Annotated in this window: 6 protein-coding genes and 2 pseudogenes; 4 read left to right on the top strand and 4 right to left on the bottom strand. The window is 57.9% G+C overall.

What is annotated here, in order from left to right:
* The 3 genes and pseudogenes from AC1DH9_RS25735 to AC1DH9_RS25725 all read right to left on the bottom strand — a co-directional run.
* The coding region (locus tag AC1DH9_RS25735; RefSeq protein ID WP_477809033.1) for a GTP-binding protein at positions 1-224 on the bottom strand (224 nt) is incomplete at its 3' end.
* Positions 225-395: 171 nt separating this feature from the next.
* A complete protein-coding gene (lptG, locus tag AC1DH9_RS25730) occupies positions 396-1,457 on the bottom strand; it encodes an LPS export ABC transporter permease LptG (RefSeq protein ID WP_427534417.1) in 1,062 nt (353 codons plus the stop codon).
* Positions 1,450-2,368 (bottom strand): annotated as a pseudogene (locus tag AC1DH9_RS25725) (LPS export ABC transporter permease LptF). Before AC1DH9_RS25725 ends, lptG begins: the two are co-directional and overlap by 8 nt.
* Positions 2,369-2,675: 307 nt before the next feature.
* On the opposite strand from AC1DH9_RS25725, the gene AC1DH9_RS25720 reads away from it, so the two are divergent.
* The 3 genes and pseudogenes from AC1DH9_RS25720 to AC1DH9_RS25710 form a co-directional block, all read left to right on the top strand.
* Complete coding sequence (locus AC1DH9_RS25720; protein ID WP_427545164.1) at positions 2,676-4,166, top strand: leucyl aminopeptidase; 1,491 nt, start codon at positions 2,676-2,678, stop codon at positions 4,164-4,166.
* Between the two features lie 60 nt (positions 4,167-4,226).
* Positions 4,227-4,601: a DNA polymerase III subunit chi gene (locus AC1DH9_RS25715; RefSeq protein ID WP_477809032.1), complete on the top strand. Its 375-nt coding sequence runs from the start codon at positions 4,227-4,229 to the stop codon at positions 4,599-4,601.
* A pseudogene (locus AC1DH9_RS25710) lies at positions 4,589-4,690 on the top strand (DNA polymerase III subunit chi); the annotation flags it as partial. The gene AC1DH9_RS25715 and the pseudogene AC1DH9_RS25710, both read left to right, overlap by 13 nt.
* A gap of 475 nt (positions 4,691-5,165) precedes the next feature.
* Here the strand turns inward: AC1DH9_RS25710 and AC1DH9_RS25705 are convergent.
* Complete coding sequence (locus AC1DH9_RS25705) at positions 5,166-5,543, bottom strand: hypothetical protein (RefSeq protein ID WP_427545168.1); 378 nt, start codon at positions 5,541-5,543, stop codon at positions 5,166-5,168.
* Between the two features lie 261 nt (positions 5,544-5,804).
* Here AC1DH9_RS25705 and AC1DH9_RS25700 point away from each other — a divergent pair.
* The coding region (locus AC1DH9_RS25700; protein ID WP_477809031.1) for a class I tRNA ligase family protein at positions 5,805-6,803 on the top strand (999 nt) is incomplete at its 3' end.

The following is a 6,803-nucleotide window of genomic DNA, read 5'->3' as shown; positions in this document are numbered from 1 at the left end:
TGGTACTTGATACCATCACGGGCGATGTAATACAGGGTAACGCTGTGAGCCTTGATGGTGATCCCGCGTTCACGCTCAAGGTCCATGGAGTCCAGTACCTGGGCTTCCATTTCGCGCTCGGCCAGGCCGCCGCACATCTGGATGAAGCGATCGGCCAGAGTCGACTTGCCATGGTCAATGTGGGCGATGATGGAGAAATTGCGGATATGACTCAAATCACTCACGGATCAACACTCAAAAAGGCTGCAGGCATAGCCCGCCGAAAAATAGCCGGGAATTGTACCTGATACACGACGCAAGCGTCACGTTCGCAGGTCAACGGTATTGGATACAAAAACGCCCCGCTCTTGCGAACGGGGCGTTTGAGTGTCAGCCGGGGCAGGAAATACCTGCGATCAACCGGCTCGGCGCAGCATCCAGAGACCGGCCACCGCACAGATACCGGCCGGAACCAGCACCGCGAACAACGGCGAGAAGCCGAAGACCAGACTTGAAGGCCCGAGCAAATCCTGAGCGATACGGAAGGTAAAACCGACCAGTACACCCGTGAATACGCGCTGCCCCAGGGTCACCGAGCGCAGCGGGCCGAAAATAAAGGAAATCGCCATCAGCACCAGGGCAACAGTGACCAGTGGCTGCAACACCTTGACCCAAAACGCCAGCCAGTAACGGCCATTGTTCAAGCCCTGATCCGCCAGATAGTGGATGTAACCCCACAAACCACTGATCGACAACGACTCCGGCGCCATGATCACGGTGTTCAGCAGTTGCGGGCTCAACGGGACTTCCCAGCGTTCTTGCGGGGCTGTGACCACTTCGGTACTGCCATCGTGGAACACCGTGGTGGTGACGTCATTGAGCTGCCAATGATCCGTTTCGAACTGCGCACGCTTGGAGAAGCTCGAGGTCAGCATGTGACGCTCGCGGTCAAAACGATAGCGAGTCACACCGTACAGAATGCCATCCGGCTGCACCGAGTTGATGTGAATGAACTCATCACCCTGGCGGTGCCACATACCGTGCTTGGCGCTCTGCGCATCACCAATGCCCTGAGCCAGGGAGCGATTGGCCTGGGCCACGTTTTCCGCAACGGGCGCAACGTACTCGCCGACCAGCACGCCTGCCAGCATCAACACCAGCATCGGCTTCATCACCGCCCAGACGATTCGACCGATGGACACGCCCGCGGCGCGCATGATGGTCAATTCACTGCTGCTGGCCAGGCTACCCAGGCCAATCAGGCAACCGATCAGTGCCGCCATCGGCAGCATGTCATAGACCCGACGTGGCGCTGTCAGCGCCACGTAGCTCAATACGTCGGTGAGGGTATAGGTATCCGTGACATCACTCATCTCATCGATGAAGGCAAACAAGGTCGCCAGGCCCAGAATGATCCCCAGTACCGCCAGGATCGCCATGAAAACACTGCCACCAATGTAGCGATCGAGCTTAACCACGGGTCACCTCCAGCGCACTGCGGCGACTCGCCATTTTCAAACGCAACGGTTCCCAATAGAGCAGCCCCAGGCCAATGGCCAGGAATATTGCGTGAACCCACCACAGACCCAGTGCCGGGGGGATCTTGCCTTTCTCCAGAGCACCGCGTGCGGCGATCAGGATCGTCAGATAAGCCATATATAGAAGAATCGCCGGCAGCAACTTGAGGAAACGTCCCTGGCGCGGATTGACCCGCGACAAGCCCAGGCTGACCGTCGTAACGGTAGCCATTGTCGAGAATCAGGTAGCGGTTGCCGTCTTCCTTGATTTCCTGACGGCCCTTCTCGGCCACCAATACGGAAATGCCGCGATCCTTCTGATCGGCGGAAAGACGCTTCTCCGAGATGAATACACCGCCCAGATTGATCCGGTCATCGGACATCTGCTCGGTATATGTCACCCGCGAACCATCGCGCAACGCCTGAAAACGGCCCGGCACCAGGGTGTCGAACTCGGTCATGGCATCCTGCTTGTTCAGCAGCAACTGGAACTGATTGGCGCCTTGCGGTGCCAGGCTCAGGCTCAGCCAGGCCACGATCACGGCCACCAGCGCAGCTGGAAAGAAGGTCATGCCCAGCAGACGCTGCTGGCTCATGCCGGTCGCGGAGAGCACGGTCATTTCGCTTTCAAGGTACAGGCGACCGTAGGCCAGCAGGATCCCGAGAAACAGCCCCAAAGGCAGAATCAGTTGCAGGAAACCCGGCAGACGAAAGCCCATGATCAGGAACAGCGAGCCTGGGTCCAGGGCGCCCGAAGCGGCCTGGGCCAGGAACTTGATGAAGCGCCCACTCATGATGATGACCAGCAGCACAGCGCTGACGGCGCTCAAGGTCAACAGGACTTCGCGGGACAGGTAACGGAAGACAATCAAACCAGACACTCCAGGGCTGTCAGGCTAAGGCGGCCAAACAAGCAAACATATCGGGCGGCCCGCAGGGCTGAGCCGCCAAAAAAGATGGCGCATTATCCTGTGATTGAACGCGCCTGTCACTGCGCACGCTCAAGCAGCCGTGCAATGGCGTAAAGATCACCTGCGCGAGGGTTGTCAGGCGCACGAAGCGAGGTTCAAACTGCGGCCTTTGTCGCTGGCCTGCACCAGCGTCTTTCTATAGATAGGCAAACGTGTGCGCGCATCGCGTAACACGCTGCACTTTGACCATTTATTCAGGGACCCGGACATGGAACTGGTTGTAAAAAGCGTTAGCCCAGAAACGTTGAAAACCGCCACTCTGGTGGTCGCCGTCGGCGAAGACCGCAAACTCGGCACTGTCGCCAAACAGCTCGACGAGCTCTGCGGTGGCGCGATCAGCGCAGTCCTCAAGCGTGGCGACCTGGCCGGTAAAGTGGGTCAGAGCCTGTTGCTGCACAGCCTGCCAAACCTCAAGGCCGAACGCGTATTGCTGGTTGGCGTGGGTAAAGACGCCGAACTGGGCGACCGTCCGTTCCGCAAAATCATCGCCGGCGTACTGAACACCCTCAAAGGCCTGGGTGGCAACGATGCCGCACTGGCGCTGGACGAAGTCGCGGTCAAAGGACGTGACAGCTATGGCAAGACCCGCCTGCTGGCCGAGACCCTGGTCGACGGCGAATACACCTTCGAACAGTTCAAGAGCCAGAAGTCCGATCCGCGCGCCCTGAAGAAAATCACCCTGCTGACCATCAAGGCTGCGCAGGCTGAAGTCGAACGCGCCGTGACTCACGCCACTGCAATCGCCAACGGCATGTCCTTCACCCGCGACCTGGGCAACCTGCCGCCGAACATCTGCCACCCAAGCTTCCTCGCTGAACAGGCCAAGAACCTGGGCAAGGCCAACAAAGGCCTGAAGGTCGAGATCCTCGATGAGAAGAAGATCAAGGAACTGGGCATGGGCGCGTTCTACGCCGTGGGCCAGGGTAGCGATCAACCGCCACGCCTGATCGTCATGCAATACCACGGCGCCAAGAAATCCGAGAAGCCTTACGTGCTGGTCGGCAAGGGCATCACCTTCGACACCGGCGGCATCAGCCTCAAGCCGGGTGCCGGCATGGATGAAATGAAGTACGACATGGGCGGCTCGGCCAGCGTCTTCGGCACCTTGCACGCAGTGCTCGAATTGAAACTGCCGATCAACCTGGTGTGCATCCTGGCCTGCGCCGAGAACATGCCAAGCGGCGGCGCGACCCGTCCTGGCGACATCGTCACCACCATGAGCGGCCAGACCGTGGAAATCCTCAACACCGACGCCGAAGGCCGCCTGGTGCTGTGCGACGCCCTGACCTACGCCGAACGCTTCAAGCCACAGGCCGTGATCGACATCGCGACCCTGACCGGTGCCTGCGTCGTCGCCCTCGGCGCCCACACCTCGGGCCTGCTGGGCAACAACGACGAACTGATCGGCCAACTGCTGAGTGCAGGCCAACAGGCCGACGACCGCGCCTGGCAACTGCCGCTGTTCGATGAGTACCAGGAACAGCTGGACAGCCCGTTCGCCGACATCGCCAACATTGGCGGCCCGAAAGCCGGCACCATCACGGCAGCCTGCTTCCTGTCGCGCTTCACCAAGAACCTGAAGTGGGCGCACCTGGACATCGCCGGCACGGCCTGGACCAGCGGCGGCAAGGACAAGGGCGCCACTGGCCGCCCGGTTCCATTGCTGACCCAATACCTGCTGGACCGCGCCAAAGCCTGAAACTGAAGATCCTGAACGGCGTCATCCGCGGATGACGCCGCGCAGGCATCAGGAACCGCAATGACCAAAGTCGACTTCTATATCCTGCCCAGCGCCGATCCTTCAGCGCGGCTGGATTTTGCCTGCAAACTCACCGAAAAAGCCTGGCGCATGGGCCACCGTATCTACCTGCATTGCAGCGATGCCGCCCAGCGTGACGATCTCGATGCACGCCTGTGGGCATTCAAAGGCGAAAGTTTCGTGCCTCACGGCCCCGCCGAAAACGAACCGGACGGTTTGGTAGTGCTCGGCCTGGGAGACGATCCAGGACAACACCAGGACTTGCTGGTCAATCTCGACCTCAAAGTCCCGTCTTTTGCCCAACGCTTTGCCCGTGTGGCCGAAGTGGTGGTTGAAGACCCGACTATTCGTCAGGCCGCGCGGTGCAAGACGTGATCGACGACTTCGCCCCGCACATCGAAACCGAAATCAAACGTCGGCTGGATGCACGGATGGAGCGGCTGCTCAGTCAATATCACTCCTGAGCTCGGCTGGCTTTAAGTACCCACGGCAGCTCGCTGCCGTGCGCCCCTCTTAAACTTCGCTCCCTGCTTCCTTCGCATTCAATGCTATTGCGATGCCCCTCTGACACCGCCTGTCGTAACTGCCATTTCTGATAGTAGTTACACGCCCCCCCAAAAAATAACGCTCACATAACACTTCCTGTACTTGGAGAAATATCATGAGCCCCCCTACCATCATCAACCCCGATACCTTGAACTCACGGGAAAGGATGCCGCCAACGCCACCGTCTATATTTGAGAGGAAAAGGGAGAGCATAGCCTGTAACACTTCAGCACAGCTGATTGAAAATCACCAACATTGACTCGCTAGCTTCTACCACCACAGACTTTAAAACGCCCAATGCAATACATCGGGCGCCGGGCGAAACAAGCGAACATTTATTCCTGGCTTAGACACATGGTTTACCCGGCAACCAAAAACAGTAAAGATAATTATTTACTGGGGAGGTGACACAGTCACCATACCACTTTCACTTTCTAGTTTTTGATTTCTGTAAATCTCCCACTTCTTCAGACCCTTGTTAAACGATACTGAAATACGCTGCCCAGGCTTTACCTCAAGCCGTTCAAAGCTCTGACCAACAATAAAGGTGCTTTTTGATGAAGCATTACTAACAGTAACAAGATTATAAGTCGGACCCATTTTGTCTTCGCTCGGCAAGACTGTTTCTGGTCGCCAATCCGCATCGGTCAGATAATACTCAGCCATCCTCGCTTGAAGCATAACGTCTATTTTTTCTCTTTCTGTCAATTCGGCAGCATACGCACCTACAGCAAAAATCATACAAGCGGCAATCATAATCATTCGTTTCATAACCAGACTCCTTGCATTAAATAGTTTTATCCTTCGAAAAGACTCAATCAAGTTTTATTGAAACCCGATCACCTTCAACACTACCAACGTCTTATAGCAAGATGAGCAAGTCTTTCCCCTTCCCCATCAGGCTAAAATCATGCTCAGACCCAATACCCTCATGAAGGGGTAGCCGGGTCATCACGTCACTCGCCCTTCGCCCCCCGCCCCGCTATACTTCCCGGCTTTTCCTGAATAAATGCCAATAGGGTCCCGCCGCGCATGGATAAGACCTACCAGCCGCACGCCATTGAAACTTCCTGGTACAACACCTGGGAGTCAGAGAATTACTTCGCCCCGCAAGGCGCGGGCGAGTCCTACACCATCATGATCCCGCCGCCGAACGTSACSGGCAGCCTGCACATGGGTCACGGCTTCAACAACGCGATCATGGACGCCCTGATCCGTTTCCGCCGCATGCAGGGTCGCAACACCCTGTGGCAGCCGGGCACCGACCACGCCGGTATCGCCACGCAAATGCTGGTGGAGCGTCAGCTCGAAGCCAAGGGCCAGAATCGCCACGATCTGGGCCGCGAAAAATTCCTCGAGAAAGTCTGGGAGTGGAAGGATGAGTCCGGCGGCAACATCAGCCGTCAAATCCGCCGCCTCGGCTCGTCCGTCGACTGGAGCCGCGAACGCTTCACCATGGACGACGGCCTCTCGGAAGCGGTCAAGGAAGCCTTCGTGCGCCTGCACGAAGACGGCCTGATCTACCGCGGCAAGCGTCTGGTCAACTGGGACACCAAGCTGCACACGGCGATTTCCGACCTCGAAGTGGAAAACCACGACGAAAAAGGTTTCCTGTGGAACCTCAAGTACCCACTGGCCGACGGCGCCAAGACCGCTGAAGGCAACGATTACCTGATCGTCGCGACCACTCGCCCGGAAACCATGCTCGGCGACGCCGCCGTGGCGGTTAACCCGAACGATGAACGCTACAAAGCCCTGATCGGCAAGTATGTCGAGCTGCCACTGGTTGGCCGCCGCATCCCGATCATCGCAGACGATTACTGCGACCCTGAATTCGGCACTGGCTGCGTGAAAATCACCCCGGCCCACGATTTCAACGACTACGAAGTCGGCAAGCGCCACAACCTGCCGCTGCTGAATATCTTCGACAAGAACGCCCACGTTCTGCCAGCGGCCCAGGTGTTCAATCTGGACGGTACGCTGAATACCGAAATCGACGCCAGGATCCCGGCCGAATACACCGGCCTTGAC

It is taken from the genome of Pseudomonas sp. 05T35, assembly GCF_056396605.1.
This window is presented reverse-complemented; position numbering and strand designations above follow the sequence as displayed.

Coding starts and splice junctions, on each gene's coding strand:
- AC1DH9_RS25720 (WP_427545164.1), top strand. CDS start 2,676: ATGGAACTGGTTGTAAAAAGCGTTAGCCCAGAAACGTTGAAAACCGCC.
- AC1DH9_RS25715 (WP_477809032.1), top strand. CDS start 4,227: ATGACCAAAGTCGACTTCTATATCCTGCCCAGCGCCGATCCTTCAGCG.
- AC1DH9_RS25705 (WP_427545168.1), bottom strand. CDS start 5,543: ATGAAACGAATGATTATGATTGCCGCTTGTATGATTTTTGCTGTAGGT.